The sequence below is a fragment of the Mycoplana ramosa genome (assembly GCF_041930185.1).
In the GTDB taxonomy this organism is placed as follows: Bacteria; Pseudomonadota; Alphaproteobacteria; order Rhizobiales; family Rhizobiaceae; genus Mycoplana; species Mycoplana ramosa.
The window spans coordinates 25,904-40,373 of record NZ_JBHEEW010000019.1 but is presented as its reverse complement, the minus strand read 5'-3'; the positions used below and the strand labels follow the sequence as shown (position 1 = coordinate 40,373).

Sequence of the window (14,470 nt, the reverse complement as noted above, 5' to 3'; positions counted from 1 at the left end):
TGTAGCCCGCCGCGAATTTCCGGAATTTTGACAGCAGAAACTGGAAAAATAAAAATTCCGGATCGGCTGTCAAAAATGATCGCCAGCGCTTCAGTAGAGATATCCTAACGCCCTACAGTTCCTGACCGCGACATCGCTTCCTCTGCGGCTCGGATCCAGAGCCTTGTTGTAGGTCCGGCAGAAGTCTCGGACCTTATCAGTTTCGCCCTCGGCGGCTTCCGCAAAGCCGAACAACTCTTTTCGTGCTCTGTCGATCCGGTCGGCTACCTCTTTCCCCTGCTGATAGGACCTGTACTCGGTTGAGGCGTAGTAACCGCCGCCGATGATCACCACACTACAGGCGGTGGCAATCAACACCTTTAGCAAACCATCCATTTCGTTTCCTCCCGTTGGGGAGACAATATCTCGTGGGGGCCATAAAGCAAAAAGGGCGCCATCACGGCGCCCAATGCTTTCCATCCTCCGACTCCAGTCAAGGCGAGATCAGCACCTCTCTCACGGCCTTGTTCTGGCCCCGGCCGCTGATCGAGTAGGTGCAGTCTACCTCCTCGATTGTGAAGTCTTTGAAGGTTTCGAAGACGTCTGGAACCGCGTTTAAGGAGACAATGAAGGTGCCTCGAAGGTGCTTCAGCGTCTCGACCATCTGCGCGAAATCTTCCCGGCCGAACACGTTCTTTCCATAATCGTCCTCATTCCCCCAGTAGGGTGGATCGAGATAAAAGAGCATGCCCGTCCGGTCGTAGCGCTCGATGAAGGTGCGCCAGGGCAGGCACTCGATTACGACGCCGGCCAGACGCTCGTGAATGTCTTCCAGGAGTGGTGCAAGCTTCAACAGGTTGAACCGCCCGCCGTTGACCTTCTCGACACCGAAGTTCCGGCCACTGACCTTCCCTCCGAAGGCGAGCCGCTGGAGATAAAGGAAGCGCGCCGCGCGTTCCAGGTCGGTGAGCGTGGTCGGGTCGGTCTTGACCAGGCGTTCGTATTCTCGCCGGCTGGTGACTTGGAAGCGAAGGGTCTCCATGAACTGCGGATAGTGGCGCTGGAGGATGCGGAAGAGGTTCGCAACGTCGCCGCTGATGTCGTTGATCGCCTCCATGCGCGGCTGCATCGTGCGCCGCAGGAAGACACCGCCCATGCCGACAAAAGGCTCCGCATAGCCGTCGTGCGGCGTGGCGTTGATCCTGCGAATGATGGCCTTCGACAGGATGCGTTTGCCGCCGATGTAGGGGGCGGCAGGATTCACCGGCGAAACCGGTTGCAGATTTACCATTTCTAAGAACTCACGACGTAATCGCTTATCCGCCCTGCAGGGTACGGGTGCGACGGTTGTGTTTGGCGCTGTCGGACGGGTCAGTTCGCAAAATGTGGCCCGTCGCTTGAGGCGTGCCCCCGCCTCGGCCGCCCGGTCTTACGGCCAGACGATGGGGTCTATTTCCGATAGAAACGCTTCAACGGTCGGCTGCGGACGCTGGCCGGTCAGAACCTTTTCCAATTCCGCATAGGCATAGGCCCACACTGCATCGCGCCAGGCAACGAAGGCCTGCGCTTCTGCGGCCCACTGCGGGTTGGTCGAAGCCACGTAGCTCGCCAGCGTGACGCCGTCACGGAACAGCCGTTGAATGGCCGTTGCATCGATATGCTTTTGGATAGCGTTTTCGAATGCCTTCTTGGTGGCTTCTTGTCGCTCGGCTGATTTCTGCTCGGCCGTGATGATGTTGGCGTGATCAACGGTCCACATAGTCAATCTCCTGGAAGGGTAATCGGGCCATCAGCCGGGTCGATGATCGGCGCGGGGAAGCGGCGGGTCTGTGGCGCATCTGCTGCGCAAGGCAGCACGAGAATAATGCGCAGCTGCCCGCCGACGCGGTCGACCGCCCCTTCGATGAATGGGCAAGGGATTTCGCCGGCGGGGATTGTGGCGCCGTCCGGTAATGCTGAGAAATCGAACGCCTCGCCGTTGATGGTGAGCACGTCGCCGATCTTTTGGATGGAGAGGCTGTCGCTCCGGCGTTGCGGGGAAAACTGGATAATCATCAGAACCACCTTCCGATTGCTGACAACTGGCTATCAACCATGGCTGCAGATGATGTGGCTTGATAATGCAGGATAGACACCGAGCTGACGCTCACGGGGCTCGACGAAATCCATCGGACGCCGCTGGCGGCTGTGCCTGAGACAGAGAGCCCTGCTGTCGTTGAAAAAGCCGCGGGGAACGTCCACGTCGCACCGGCATTGGACCGAAACAGGCTCCCTTGCGCGAGCGTTGCATCATTCTTGATGCCAACAATCGAACAAATCTGCGTCCCGTCGGCGAAGCGTACATACTCGCCGTTGGCGTTGCTGCCACGTTCCACGATTGCGCCGGTCGGAACACCGCCAGACTGCGAAACCGGCCCAACGATCGCCTGCATGACGGCAGTATCCGCCCCGGTGAACCGCTGGAACGACCCAGCCAGCCCGGCAAGACGCGCGATCGACTGCGGTGGCAGAACCATCGCACGCCAGGCTGTCTTGCCCTCGTTGGTCCAGACGAGGGCGGAGCAGCCGCGCGGCAAGACAAGTGTAGCAGCGCCCTCGATTGTTTCGGCGCCATTCGGATCGATCGTCAGCGCGCCGTTGCCAGCGGCTCGATAATGGAATGCCTCGCCATTGGACGCCGCAGCCGGCGGCAGTGTGACAGTACCACCGGCGGCGCTGTTGTAGACCAGCATCTTGCCGGCCTCAGCAATCGTTGCCGCCCAACTCGCCGTCTTGATGATTTCCGGCAGCAGCGCCTGGTAGCCGATGTTGTTCTCGAAGCGATTGAACGTGTCGGCCGTTTCGACAACACGGAAACGGCCTCCGCCCGCCAGCTCCATCCGGTTGGCGCCGACGACACCGCCGATCTTGGATGTCTGGACGGCGGCGCGGGTCACGGTGGTAGCGCCATCACCGACCACCCCCCGTCCGATCTCGAAATCATCGCCCTCCTCGAGGAGATAGGTGATCTCGTTGCCATCAACGGCGCCGGCTTCCGCCAGCGTGAGCATGGAGTTGTTGATCGCCGTGCCGAGGGTGATCGTGCCCTGGCCGGCGGTGGCCGTGAATTGAGCGATGCGGTCGAAGTAGCGCAGCATGGATCCTCGCTAGCTTGCAATGAAACGGAATTTCGGAGGACGCGGGCGGGCGACCAGGTCGTGAACCGGTGCCGAAAGCCTGAGAGTGGCGACAGCGAGTTCGACACGCGCACCAGTCGACGGACGCGCACCTGGAGCGGAAAGCGTCAGTCTTCCCGGCATCAGTTCGGCAATGCCGGCGTCCGTCATCTTGACCGCAGGTGTCCTCAACCGAAGATGCGCGGAAGCGATATGCATCGCGACACCGCGATCCGGCTCCATGCCGGGTGCGGACAATCTGAGGTTCACAGCGGCCAATTGGACTGCGCCACCGCCTGCGACCTTTGCCGGAGGCGCGCTGAGACGGATTGTTGCCGGCGAGAGCACGAGGCTTATGGCAGAGCGGATGCTGATCGGCGGTGCGGACAGTTTTAGCTTCGCTTGCGCAAGCAGCACCGATGAGCCACCACGGATGAACACCCGATGTACCGTCAGTCTCAGCACCGCCGGTTTCAGCCATACCGCTCCGCCACCTGTCGTTTCCACGGCAGGGGCGGACAGCTTCAGTGTGACTGGAGCCAGCTTGGCAGAGGCGCCGCCGGACACGACAGCTTCCGGCGCCGACAGCCGTAGAAAGGCCGGCGCAAGCAGCACCGATCCCGTCTGCCTGACGGGTTCGGCAATTGCCGCCTCTCCGATCGCGTGAACGCTCGCCATATCGCGCTCCGTCAGGCCGGCTGGTCGTATTCGAGGACGAACAGCCCGGCCGGGTTGATGACGATCTTGAACTCGGTCCCTTCTCCGGCCGAGATCGCGCCGTCGAAATCGAGAAAGGCCAGCGGTGCCTTGTCCGGATCACTGTCGTCATAGATGACCGCCCCGTAGGCGGGACCGATCGAGCCACCGGTGGCGATGACGACCGGATCGTCACAGTCGAGCTTGGAATCGTCCCCGGTGACGGTCGACCAGGCGGCGTTGCCGAGATACTCGCCACCCTGCGTCCAGCCATTGCCGTGGACCTCGTTGACGTTCGCCGCGCCGGCAACCTGGGTAAGCGTTGTGTGGCTGGCGGTGAACACGGCGTTTTCGTTCAGCAGCATGACGCGCAGCGATCCGAGGTCGATGCTGAACAGCTTTCGGGTCGTGTGATTGTAAAGGCGGGTTACGGATGCCATGGGCGAAGCTCCTGGTTAGATGCGATTGCCGGAAAGGGTGACTAGAATGTCCGAAAGGGCGGCGTTGCGGATTGCTGGTGCGCGCAGCGTCAGCGTGTCGCCAGCCGCAAAGATGGTGGCGTTGCCGGCAAAAACCCCGACCTTGCTGCCGACTGCAAAGGTGATCGTGCCGAACTGAACGTCGTTCTTGCGGATGCTGAAGACCGCTGCCGATCCGGTCGGGGCGACCTTGACAAGCGCCCGGCTGCCAGCGAGGCCGACAGGGAATGCAACCGCGCGGGCGAACAGAACCTCAAACTCCTCGCTGGCAGCGGGGCGGCCTGAGGCGTCAAAGGCGACGTCATAAAACGTACCGGGTGGCGAGACGCCGTCCTTGCCGTCACCGCCCTTCGGGCCGACGAGGCTCGTCCAGCCTGACCATGCGCCGGAGGTGTCGGCCGTCTTGACGCTGACCTGGAACGGCACCACGTCCGTCCGCATGTAGATAAAGCCCTGCTTCTCCGCATTGTAAGCGGCGCGCTGGGCTAGCGTTCCGGTGGCGCCAGGGTTAAGCCAGAGCCCCGCGTCGAGCCTTTTGAGCAATTCCCGCGTGGTGGCCATGGCTGCGGCGGGATCGGCAACGATCTGGATCTCGTAACCCCCGGCGGTCTGCGAGATGTGCGGCCATGGGTGCGACAGCGTCAGGCTGGTGTCGCTGTCGACCGAGGCGATCCGGATCGAGAGCCCGCGGTGCGTGCCGAATTGATCGCCAGGAGAGACGGAACCCTTCCAGAACGTGTTCTGGCCGGTCACCGCCGTCGCACCAACCGTAACGCTTGCCGTGCCGGTCTTGTAGTAGCTCGGGAGCGCCATGCCTCAGGACTCCTTGATTGCGGCGCCGCGCCGGATACGCTTCGTCCGCGGCGGTTGGGAGTTCGCTGCCGCTGCATCTGCCAGGCAGGCCCGAAGCTCCTTGTTCTCCTGGGCAAGGATCAGGTTCCGATTGCGATAGAACTCGATCAGCTCGAGCTGTTCGCGATACGCAACGTCGGTATCGATGGCGACGGGCTGCCGCTCGCTCATGGGGGTCTCCAATGCGGTTTGAAGGGCGCTCATGTCGGTATCCCCAGCACGTAGTAGCGGATGCCGATCGGCGTGAAGTCGGTGTCGACCTCGCGGGGGGTCCTGCTTTTGCCGTCGAGCCACGTGTAGGCCGGGCGGCCGCGGTAGGTGTAGAAGGTCGCCTTCGAGGCGTTGTACTTGCAGTACGAACAATCCCCGGAGAACGCCTTCGGCAGGCGCTGGTAGCGGATAAATGGCGGCCTGACGCCCTCCCGCGGTGTCGAGGTGTTCGTCTTGTAGTGCACCATATAGAGGACGTACGGGAAGAAGCCGGAGGCGTTGTAAGTGATCTCTTTCGTCTTTGCGCCGCCATCGACCTCGAAATAGCCTTCCTTGAGGATCTGGATCGCCGGCCAGCGGCTGTCGAGCGCGATGTCGGCGAAGCGGGGCGGACTAGCCGCGCCCGGCCGCAGGAACTGGACATGCTGCTCGCCCTGCCAGTTGAACTGGCGCAGCACTTCATAGGTGCCCGAGGTCGGTGCCTGGGTGTCGTGGGCAAACACCATGTAACGGCAGCGGCCGGCCCCTGACGGGTTGTTGAAGTTCAGGCGGCCGTTGGCGATCCAGTATTCCAGCCCGCCCTCGAACTCCCAGGCCGTCGTCATCGGATAGGTGATGGTCGAGCCTTCATAGAAGACACACTCGACCATCGTGTCGGCCGCAACCGAAATCGGCAGCGGGACAAACGATGTCCCCTTCGGCACGGCCACATCGCCCGCTGCGATGACCTGCATGGGCGCGTTTTCCGAGGAGAACGCGAGAAAGCGCGGGCCGTCGGTGACCTTGTATCCGGGCTTGGCAACACGCAGTCGGCTTGGCGTAATCTCGATCGCAGTGGAGCCGGCGGCAGCATTGCCGACACCGGTGGGCCCATCGAGCGGCGCATCGTCACCGGGCAGGTTGAAGACCGTCAGCACGCCGAGGCGTCCTGGACCGTCGCCGCTTTGTATGGTGCTCAGCCCTAAATTCCAGGTGTATTTCTTGTCGCCAATCCGAAAGTCATTGGGTGATCCGTGGTCTTCCCATCCACCCGTTCGATAGCCCCCCCAGGCGATAAAGCCACCCTTCCAGCCGACAGGGTTCGCATAACCTCGCACGTACTCTTGACGCTCATCGATGTTGTAGCGGCCATTCGAGTTCTTGCGCTTGAAGGAAAAAAGCGGATAGCGGTAGCGCAGGTTCGGGAAAAACGACGCTTTCCAGTACCAGGCGTAGAGGTCGCCGTCGCCGAAGGAATAGCGCGCCTTCTTGAAGTTGCTGGTGGTCGATCCGGGCGGCCAGAACTGAAAGGTCCACTCGCTGTAGTTTCCGCCCTGGACCGTGTCCAATCCGGCGATTTCGACGTTGTTGGCCCACTTCGACGAGAAGTGGAATTTATGCCGCTCACTGTCCTTCGTCGTGATCGGGTCGAAATTGGCCTTCGTGATCTTCACGCAGGGAGTGTCGGTATAGTCGAAGCCGATCAGGGTACGGGTCATGTCGGCTCCTCAGTTGTAGATCGTGATGGTGCCGGCATTCAGGTTGATCTTCATCTTGCCGTTAAGGCTGTTGATCTGACCTGAATTGACCGTGCCGATGTTGGCGACGTTCAGCCGTGCTTCACCGCCGGAAAACACGAACGGGTTTTTGACGGTGCCAGAGGCGTCCGTCACAACGAACTGATCGGCGCGGATCACGACGCGGGTCGGTTTTGTGGTGTTTTCAGGGACGTCGAGATAGATCCCCGCCGCGCGCCAGGCACCCGCGCCGCCGGCGCGCGCCTCCAGTCCGATCCGCGCCGCGAAGCCGGTCGGACCGGCACTTGAGCGCATGCGGAAGTTGGCAGCAGCGACCTTGCCGCCGCTGGCGGCCGTGACCGAGATCAATGCATCGGAGACAGCCTTGATCTGACCGTCGATCGTGTCGATGCGGCCATCCAGCACCGAGACCGATTCCGTGCTGGCCTTGCCCTTGAGATCATTGCGGATGCTCGTAATCGAAGTGCCCTGCAGCGTAATCTTGTCGCCCTGCTGGGTGACGGTGTTGGTCAGTGCGTTGAGAGCAGACGCCGAAGCCTTCTTGCCAAGCTCGGTCTTGAACTCGGTCAGTTGCCCGGAGAAGGATGTCAGCCCGTCCTCTGTCGCCTTTGTGCGCAACGTCAGCGCGTCGACGGCCGAAACCGTCGCACGCTTGCCAATGTTGATTTCGGCCGTCTCCATCCGCTGCACCAGCGCCGAACCCGGCCCGGTCGCGGCAACGATCGCCTCCTTGTACGAGGCCGTGATCTGGTCCGTCTTCGACACCAGCTCGCGCTGCATCTCCTTCTTGTCGGTGTAATTCTGGGTATCCTGCTCGATGACCAGGCGTGCGATGGCGTGCACCTCGTCGATCAGGTCGCGGCTGCCCTCGCGAAGCCAGTCGGTGGCGTCTTCGACGAAGTCCTGGATGTCCTCGAGCATGCCGTCGGTATAGATGTCGCGTTCGCTAAAACGGACATCAGCCGTGGTGACGTCGATCCAGCCTGACCACGCGGTTTTCCGCCTGGTCTGGGGAATGTATTTGCCGCGGACCAGGAAGGCGGTGACGGGCAGGCACCAGGAGCCGCTCAACAGCCAGGCGTAAGGCTCGTCATAGGTCCGGCTGTCGCTGTCGAAAACGAGGTCGCCGCTTGCCTTCAACCGGACCTGGACGCGCACCCTCGCGACGTCGTCGAGATCCGTGTCGCAGCCGATGCGGATTGCCGCTCGTCTCGACACGCCATCGGCGTCCTTGATCACGGCAGGTTCGGCCATCCAGCCGGTCATCTGCTGCGGCTGCAGCGGCCGCGGTCCGAGCCAGCCTGTTACCGGCGGCAGGATGATGTCCGGCGGGTCATAGTCGGAGGGGTCGATTTCCTTCAGCTGGATCCGCTGCAGGCAGCCGCGAAGGCGCACGACGCGGCAGACGAGAAACTTCTTGTTGCTGTAGAAGTTGCGCTCGCTCGACCAGGCGACGACGTCGTTTGGCTCAAGCGCCGCTGCCGAGGGCGGTAGGACGAATTCGTGAACGCGCCAGCGCTGTTCCTCGTCCAGCATCGTCTTGGTCAGCGATTGGATCTGTTCAAAGAAGGGAACGGCGTCGAAGCGCACCGGGATTGATAGCTTCTGGCCTCCATCGCGCGCCACCAATGACGGCAAGCTGCGCTCCGGCGCGTCCTTATCCGCCCAGCGCTGTTTCGGTTCTGGATAAACAGCGGCAATTGTATTGTGCGTGCCGGAGACCGATGGAAACGGCTGGTAGTCCTGATCGCTTGAGACGACGATTTCTTCGTCAGTGAAGGAATAGACGGCCGCCGCCGGTGCCCCGACCAGCAGCTTGATCATCCCGCCCACTTCAGCCAGGCGGCCGGCGCAACCAAGACGGAGGTCCTCGATCGTGTCGAGCCCTTCCTCGTCGACAAAGACCTCAAGCCCGCCGCGGAACTGTTTGCGGCCGGACAGTCGGCGATCGGCTTCGTTGGCAGCTGCGATCCATGCGGACGCCGGCAGGCGGTGAGCGGCAAAGTTCCGACCGCCGTGAACCCAGCGGCCGTCGTAATAGATGCCGCGGATCACATTATATATGAGCACCGCCAGATTGTCGGATGGTGCCCAGGTCGAAGGACTGTTCCATCTTTGGGAACCAGACCCACCGTTCGTGCTGTCTTCACGCAGGTCGTAGACCCGCATGGGTTCCGGTTGGTAGAGCCCTTGGGGCAGGCCCTGCGGGAAGAGATCCTGATTGTATCGCGCCGTGAGGATGACGACCTGGCAACCGCGGCCGATCATCGTCGATTTGAATGGACGGTCGGAATCGTCCTGGAACGTCGTCAGCAGGAACGGATCGACGGCCGTCTGAGAACCGTCCAGGTACTTGACCCAGAGATAGTCCTTACCGTCCTCGCGATATTCCTCGACCGGATAGCCACGCCCGTCCTCGTGCGGCTGATCCCACAGTACCTTGCACTTCTTGTCGCCGATCCACACAGCATTCAGGCCGTGCGGGCCGGCGTTCGACGGCAGGCAGGACAGTTCGATCACGTCGGTGACATAGGCGTTCGGCGTCTTACCGGCCTTGCCCCAGCTGCCGATATAGACGCGCCGGCCTGCGGTTGCGCGCGTGCCGAGCAGATAGGAGCGCGGGATGGTGTCGCCCACCTGGATCGACAGCGTGACCCCGCCGCGCTGCTGTTTGCGAGCCGCCTTGCGGGCGCGGGCTTGCTCAAGAAGGCCGAGGCCGACGTTGATGGCGATGGTGAGTGCGGCCTTAATCAGAACGGCGGCCGCACCGCTGGCGCTGATGATCGAGCCAGCCCAGGCGGCGGCGGCGGCTAGTGGGGCAGCCGCTGCAGGCGCCGCTGAGATCAGAAAAAGAAGGAGGGTGATGAGGGCCTTCAAACGCATTTCAACCCACCTTGAAACACGTTGCAGCATCGAGCAGGTCGACCGTGCCAATCCCGGTTTCGGTCAGGACGAAAATGCGCTCGCCGTTGACGACGCCCAGTGCGTGCCCGATCGGCCCGTCGACGGCGATGGCGGCGATGTCGCCGATCTCGGCACGGCTCGGGTGAATGGCCGGCAGCATCGACCCGACGAGGCCGGCAAGATCCTTGAATCCGAGCCTCTTGATCAGCCGGGCGGCGCCGGCGGCGTCCTTGTAGGTCCCGGCGTATTGTGCCGACAGGTCCGTGCCTGTCATGGCGAGAACGAGCCGGCCAGCCAGTCCCGGTCCGCAGTCATGGGTTCCCCAGGCGAACGGCGTGCGCATGATGTCGTCGATCGCGGCTTCATAGCGACGGCGCCAGTCGGGAAGGCGGGTCAGTTCCGGAGCGTTCATTTCGTCCCCCACGGAATTTCCCAGGTCTCGACCACGCCGGCGTAGAGGTTCCACTCGTCGCCATCGCGCAGCTTCTGCGCCTCGTAGGATGCTTTTTCCGGGTTGGTCCGGGTGAGCAGCGCCATCACCTCGGAGACGCACTTGAGAACGGCACTGCCTTCGCCGCCGACTCGCGGCGTGCGAACCGGCGCCCCGTCGACGATACCGACGAAGACTGGGAGGTCGGCACCGACCGGCTGTCCCGTGGCGGGCGACAGCAGGATCTCGTGCACCTCGACGCCGGCCAGGTGGAGATCGTACTCTCGCGTGATCGCCAGCGCCGCGTCGGCGATCTGCGACAGGTCGATCGTGACCGTCTGCACCGTGAAGTCCGAGACGCGCGGAATGTCGCTGACCTTCAGAAGCGCGCCGCCACCGTAGTAGGCTCGGGTGACGGTCGCCCCGGTTGCCCCGCTGATGACAGTCAGGCCGAGATCCTCGTCGCCATCCCAGACGCCGACCTCGGCTGGCAGCCCAGTGGCGCGGTTGCGGGCGGAGACCCAGACCGCCATGCGCGTGACAAGGCCGTCCGTCGTAGCGTTGGTGAGGACGTCGCGGGCTCCTGGAGACTGATAGCGCACGGTCAGCTCCTCTTCTTCTGCAGGACGCGGAAGGCGGCACCATCGGTGATGGTGCGACGGGCGACGCCGGGCTTGTGGCTGCCCGGTTCGATCACGACGGGGCAGGCCGGTCTTTTCAAGGTCACGACCGCGCCGGCGGCAAGCGAGAGTGCAAGCCGGGGCAGGACGGGCACGTCGGCGTTTCCGGCTCCGTTGGCGGCCACGGTCTGCGAGACCTCGTGAAACCGGATCATGCTGCCCTGCGTGATCTGCAGCTTGTCGCCGACAGTCAGGACATAGCCGGAGGGCAGGCCGCCAAGGCGGGCAATCGAGCGATCCGTGCCGACCGAACGAATGGTCACGGCAGCAGCACCCAAGACCGTCCCCTTCGGATCGGCCTGCGGAAACAACGAAAGCGGATCGCACATCAGAAACGACTGGCGAGCGCCATCGAGACGGCGGATCAATGCGGCCGCCTGCTTCAGCTCGTTATGCGTGCCGCGCCCGAGCGTCACGTCGGCGGTCCAGAGCGGGTCGGCAAGTTCGGCTTGCCAGATGTCACCGGAGCCGAGGCCAGAGAACTCGTCGTTGCGTTGGATCGACCACTCGATCGAGGCAATCGGCAAGCGGTCGTAGATAACTGAAAGCGCGAGCGAAGCCATCAGCGCCACCTCGGTCGATCGTTGATCGACGCCACGCGATCGGGCAGGCGGGTGTCGTATTCTTCCACCACCCTCACGGCATATCCGGGCGCGTCTTCGGCCACGACGCTCTTGATGAGTGCCCTGATGTTGCCAGCGTCGTCCGCTTCCATCCCCAGCCGCACGAGCAGCGTCATCTGGCCGCCGGCGGAGCCTGCGGCCGCGTCGGCCCGGCCGGCCGGCATCAGCGGCTTGACACCGACGACGCCGCCGCGTTCATAGCCACGCAGGCCGAGCCGCATGGCCTCGACCGTGGCGACGCCGCCCGCTCGCGAAACATCGCGTTGCGACCAGACGACTTCGCCCCGGTGCACGACGCCAGCCGGTTCGAACATACCGCCTGGGCCGGTGTAACCGCCGGCGCTGAAGGCATCCATGACGCCGAGCTTCGGCGCGGCCGGGAAAAAGCTGCTGCCGCCCCCGAAAATTCCGCCGAAAATCGAACCGAGAATTCCGCCACCCGAGCCGCCGGCACCCTGCACCTGGAACAGGCTGTTGAGCACGTCATTCAAGAGTGTGTCGGCGATCCGGGTAAGTGCCGATACGCCCGCATCACCGAGCGATTCCCAAAGGTTCTTGCCCTGCCGCAGGCTGGAGGCAAGCGTCCCGCCGACGTCACCAACGAGATCTCGCGCATATTCCAGCTGCAGGTTCGTCCGGATCAGCCCGGCCTCGTAGCTGTCGAAGTCGACCGGCAATCCGGAGCTGCGGAGACCGGCGGCAATCTGCTGGTCGAATGCAGAGCGGCCGAGCTGCTCGCGCTCAAACAGCAAATCCGCCTTCAAGGTCGCCTTGGCGGCCTCCTCGGCATATCTTCTGAAAGCTTCGACGCGGGCGTTGATCGCCTCCACCTGCTTTTGCGTCAGCGAGCGGCCCTTGTCCTCGGACTGCTGGAGGAGATCCAGTTTGAAGCGCAGCGTGTCGGCAGCAACGCCAGTCACGCCCGCCAGTTCGGCTTCCAGCTTCATCTGCTGGACGCGATCGTCGGCGGTTTTGATCAGGTCCCGGTAGGCGTTGCGTTCTGACTGGCCGGACCGCAGCGCCTTGTCGCGTGCGCGCTTCAGCTCCTCAGCCTGGCTTTCCAGATCCGTTTTCAGGTCGTTGTCGGTGCGAAGGAAGAAGTTCAGGTCCTTCTGGTTTTGGTCCTCTGCCCGCAACCGTCCGGTTTTCGAGGTCGTGCGCACGGCGCCATCGAGCGCCTGGACGTTCTGCATCGCTTGAAGCGCGGCAAGACCGAGGCGACCAATCTCCTCGATCGCGGATGACATATCGGGGTTCGCCGAGGAGAGGGCGACAATCTTGCGATTGAGATCGGTTACGGTCAACTGCCCGGAGCGCATATTGCGCCACAGATCCTGCAGCTCGCTCTCTAGCTCGCCCAGGCGGCCGCTGGCGGCGAAGGGGTTCACCTTGTCGATCCCCTTCTGAAGTTCATTGAAGGCCTGGAGTATCGGATCGATTGTACCGCTGACACCGGCCAGACTTGTTTCGGCCTCCAACGCCGCATCGGTCATTTTTCGCAGTTCCGATGCCGCTTCCGCCGATATCTGACCGGCGTCTCGCAGCCGTATGATCTGCTCCTGGAAAACCTGTACTTTCGGCGCGCCAGCCTCAACACTTGCGGCGTAGTCCTGAATGGCGTTGCGAGCCGCCTCGAACTGCGGAGCTAGCTGTTCGAGGCCGCCGAAATTCGGCACTACGCCGATCGTGCTTCGGGTACTGTTGGAGGCGATCTCGATCGCTTGAAGCGCCCTGCGAGCCTCTTCAATCGCCTTCTTGGATGCATCTTTCGCATCGTCGCCGAGCCGAGCGCCGATGATGCTGGGGCTCAGCTCTGCATAGTTCCGCTGCTCTTTTAATGCCTTCTTGTAGGCCGGGCCGAGAGCTTCAATATTCTCTGCATGGCGGGCGAGGATGTCATCGACCGTGCGCGTACCTGACTTAACGGAACTGAAGTATTGAATTACAGCAGCTCCGGCAGCGACCGCACCTATCGTCAGGAGGGACATCGGGCTAATGATGGAGGTGAATGCTGCCGCCAACGCGGCGCCGGCGCTCTGACCGCCGGCCTTCAGCTGTTCAAATACCATCGACAACTGCGTGCCCTGCTGCAGGGCAATCTGCAACGGCGACATACCCATGGCCGAGGTCACGGCGATGTCCTGAAACTGGGCGGCGATGTTTGCCGTGTGAAACGAGCCGACGCCGGCACCACCGATGCGCGGCGTTGTCTCGATCGCCCTGTTCCGCCCCTTGATCGCATCGATGCTGGCAAGCGTTGCCTGGCGCTGACGGGACAGTGCGGCTGTCATCTCGTCGGCCGAGAGCGCACCCATGGCATGGGCGGTCCGGATCTCGACCTGGGCCGCTTTGTAGTTCTGGATAACGGCAAAGAGCGGATTGTATTTCGCCCGCAGCCGATCCAGCGACATGGCCTCGTCCGCAAGAAGTCCGTTCCAGCGGCGAAGGTTCTCGTTGGCGGGTCCAGAATGCAGGCCGGTCGATGCGGCGATCAATCGCTGCAGCTTGGTCTCGGCGCCCGCAGCGGCGGTGCCAACCGTCTCAATCGCCTGTCTGGCGCCGGCGGCACCCGCTTGCGCCTGACTGCCATCGATCTCGATTCGCGCTGCGATCTTCAGAGGAGGGGCCATCAGGCGTCTACCTCGTTCAAGATCGGAAGCGCGCAGGTTTCCAGGAAGCGCAAATCAGCAAAGATGCCGGCCGGGGCACCCAGACTGTCGAGAACCAGCTTGCAGGCCGAGTAGTCAAGGCCGAGCCAGATGAGACCAGCCATGCCGGCCGCAACGCGCCATTGCGTCTGGCACTCCAGAAAGGCCATCAGTGATCGCCAGTTCGTCGGCATGATTTCCAGCACGTCCCCAGAATTGGAGGGCTGCGAGATCCGCACGCCCATCAGTTCAAATTGGCTTTGCGCTTCATGATCGAGCGCTGCAGGCTTTGTGCGA

Annotated in this window: 16 protein-coding genes; all 16 read right to left on the bottom strand. The window is 62.7% G+C overall.

Annotation, left to right across the window (positions count from 1 at the left end):
- Nucleotides 1–90 precede the first annotated feature (90 nt).
- Nucleotides 91–375: a hypothetical protein gene (locus JNC62_RS20165; RefSeq protein ID WP_374841228.1), complete on the bottom strand. Its 285-nt coding sequence runs from the start codon at nucleotides 373–375 to the stop codon at nucleotides 91–93.
- Between the two features lie 97 nt (nucleotides 376–472).
- Nucleotides 473–1,270 carry a DNA adenine methylase gene (locus tag JNC62_RS20160; RefSeq protein WP_374841226.1) on the bottom strand — a complete coding sequence of 266 codons (798 nt, stop codon included), beginning with the start codon at nucleotides 1,268–1,270 and terminating at the stop codon, nucleotides 473–475.
- Between the two features lie 138 nt (nucleotides 1,271–1,408).
- Nucleotides 1,409–1,738: a hypothetical protein gene (locus tag JNC62_RS20155; RefSeq protein WP_374841224.1), complete on the bottom strand. Its 330-nt coding sequence runs from the start codon at nucleotides 1,736–1,738 to the stop codon at nucleotides 1,409–1,411.
- A 2-nt stretch (nucleotides 1,739–1,740) separates the two neighbouring features.
- The gene (locus tag JNC62_RS20150; RefSeq protein WP_374841222.1) at nucleotides 1,741–2,034 is read right to left on the bottom strand and encodes a hypothetical protein; all 294 of its coding nucleotides are present in this window, start codon (nucleotides 2,032–2,034) and stop codon (nucleotides 1,741–1,743) included.
- Nucleotides 2,034–3,116 carry a hypothetical protein gene (locus JNC62_RS20145; RefSeq protein ID WP_374841221.1) on the bottom strand — a complete coding sequence of 361 codons (1,083 nt, stop codon included), beginning with the start codon at nucleotides 3,114–3,116 and terminating at the stop codon, nucleotides 2,034–2,036. The genes JNC62_RS20150 and JNC62_RS20145 overlap by 1 nt, the downstream gene beginning before the upstream one ends.
- 9 nt (nucleotides 3,117–3,125) lie before the next feature.
- Nucleotides 3,126–3,812: a hypothetical protein gene (locus JNC62_RS20140; protein ID WP_374841219.1), complete on the bottom strand. Its 687-nt coding sequence runs from the start codon at nucleotides 3,810–3,812 to the stop codon at nucleotides 3,126–3,128.
- Nucleotides 3,813–3,823: 11 nt separating this feature from the next.
- Nucleotides 3,824–4,270 carry a hypothetical protein gene (locus JNC62_RS20135; RefSeq protein WP_374841217.1) on the bottom strand — a complete coding sequence of 149 codons (447 nt, stop codon included), beginning with the start codon at nucleotides 4,268–4,270 and terminating at the stop codon, nucleotides 3,824–3,826.
- 15 nt (nucleotides 4,271–4,285) lie between these two features.
- On the bottom strand, nucleotides 4,286–5,122 hold the full coding sequence (locus tag JNC62_RS20130) for a hypothetical protein (RefSeq protein WP_374841215.1): 837 nt from the start codon (nucleotides 5,120–5,122) through the stop codon (nucleotides 4,286–4,288).
- A 3-nt stretch (nucleotides 5,123–5,125) separates the two neighbouring features.
- The gene (locus JNC62_RS20125; RefSeq protein WP_374841214.1) at nucleotides 5,126–5,365 is read right to left on the bottom strand and encodes a hypothetical protein; all 240 of its coding nucleotides are present in this window, start codon (nucleotides 5,363–5,365) and stop codon (nucleotides 5,126–5,128) included.
- Complete coding sequence (locus tag JNC62_RS20120) at nucleotides 5,362–6,849, bottom strand: hypothetical protein (protein ID WP_374841212.1); 1,488 nt, start codon at nucleotides 6,847–6,849, stop codon at nucleotides 5,362–5,364. The genes JNC62_RS20125 and JNC62_RS20120 overlap by 4 nt, the downstream gene beginning before the upstream one ends.
- 9 nt (nucleotides 6,850–6,858) lie before the next feature.
- A complete protein-coding gene (locus JNC62_RS20115; protein ID WP_374841210.1) occupies nucleotides 6,859–9,771 on the bottom strand; it encodes a phage tail protein in 2,913 nt (970 codons plus the stop codon).
- Nucleotide 9,772: 1 nt separating this feature from the next.
- Nucleotides 9,773–10,204 carry a DUF6950 family protein gene (locus JNC62_RS20110; RefSeq protein WP_374841208.1) on the bottom strand — a complete coding sequence of 144 codons (432 nt, stop codon included), beginning with the start codon at nucleotides 10,202–10,204 and terminating at the stop codon, nucleotides 9,773–9,775.
- Entirely contained in the window at nucleotides 10,201–10,824 is a 624-nt protein-coding gene (locus tag JNC62_RS20105; protein ID WP_374841206.1) for a hypothetical protein, read from the bottom strand. The genes JNC62_RS20110 and JNC62_RS20105 overlap by 4 nt, the downstream gene beginning before the upstream one ends.
- A gap of 2 nt (nucleotides 10,825–10,826) precedes the next feature.
- Nucleotides 10,827–11,465 carry a hypothetical protein gene (locus tag JNC62_RS20100; RefSeq protein ID WP_374841204.1) on the bottom strand — a complete coding sequence of 213 codons (639 nt, stop codon included), beginning with the start codon at nucleotides 11,463–11,465 and terminating at the stop codon, nucleotides 10,827–10,829.
- The gene (locus JNC62_RS20095; protein WP_374841202.1) at nucleotides 11,465–14,155 is read right to left on the bottom strand and encodes a phage tail length tape measure family protein; all 2,691 of its coding nucleotides are present in this window, start codon (nucleotides 14,153–14,155) and stop codon (nucleotides 11,465–11,467) included. Before JNC62_RS20095 ends, JNC62_RS20100 begins: the two co-directional genes overlap by 1 nt.
- Nucleotides 14,155–14,418: a DUF1799 domain-containing protein gene (locus JNC62_RS20090; RefSeq protein ID WP_374841201.1), complete on the bottom strand. Its 264-nt coding sequence runs from the start codon at nucleotides 14,416–14,418 to the stop codon at nucleotides 14,155–14,157. Before JNC62_RS20090 ends, JNC62_RS20095 begins: the two co-directional genes overlap by 1 nt.
- Between the last annotated feature and the right edge of the window lie 52 nt (nucleotides 14,419–14,470).